General features: G+C 67.8%; 2 protein-coding genes. One reads left to right on the top strand and one right to left on the bottom strand.

From position 1 onward, the window contains the following. The coding region (locus DEQ92_RS21945; RefSeq protein WP_147299577.1) for a DUF424 domain-containing protein at positions 1-296 on the top strand (296 nt) is incomplete at its 5' end. Positions 297-306: 10 nt separating this feature from the next. Here DEQ92_RS21945 and DEQ92_RS21940 read toward each other — a convergent pair. Then, on the bottom strand, positions 307-510 hold a 204-nt coding region (locus tag DEQ92_RS21940; protein WP_147299576.1), incomplete at its 5' end, for an ATP-binding protein.

Here is a 510-nt window from a genome sequence, read left to right as displayed (position 1 = left end):
TCCTTCGCGAACGACAGACACCGGAAGGACTGCTCGTCTCCGTCTGCGACCCGGAGTGTCTGGGCGAGACCTACACCGAAGGCGCCATTTCTCTGGAGGTAACGGAGGCGTTCTACGGCGGCGACGAGGCCGCCGAGGCCGACGAAGCCACTGTCGTCGATAGTCTCACGCGGGCCAGCGTGGCCAACATCGTCGGCGAGCGCGCGGTCTCCGTCGCTGGCGAGGCCGGCATCGTCGACGAGGAGCGCGTACTCGACGTCGACGGGACGCTTCACGCGCAACTCCTCTGGATGTGACGCGGCGCGGCTAATCCGCCGCTCCCGGCCGGGGGAACGCTATCGTGACGACGCTGCCTCTCGGCTCGTTCTCGTCGAAGCGGAGTGTTCCGTCGGCGCGTCCGACGATGAGTTTCACGAGCCACAGTCCGAGGCCGCTGCCGTGGAGCAGTGGTTCGATCTCCGACTCGCCGGTCAGGACCGCGCGCTCCATCTCCGGAATGCCCGGGCCGTC

Origin of the sequence: Haloferax sp. Atlit-6N (assembly GCF_003383195.1) — an archaeon.
Taxonomy (GTDB): Archaea; Halobacteriota; Halobacteria; order Halobacteriales; family Haloferacaceae; genus Haloferax; species Haloferax gibbonsii.
This window is presented reverse-complemented; position numbering and strand designations above follow the sequence as displayed.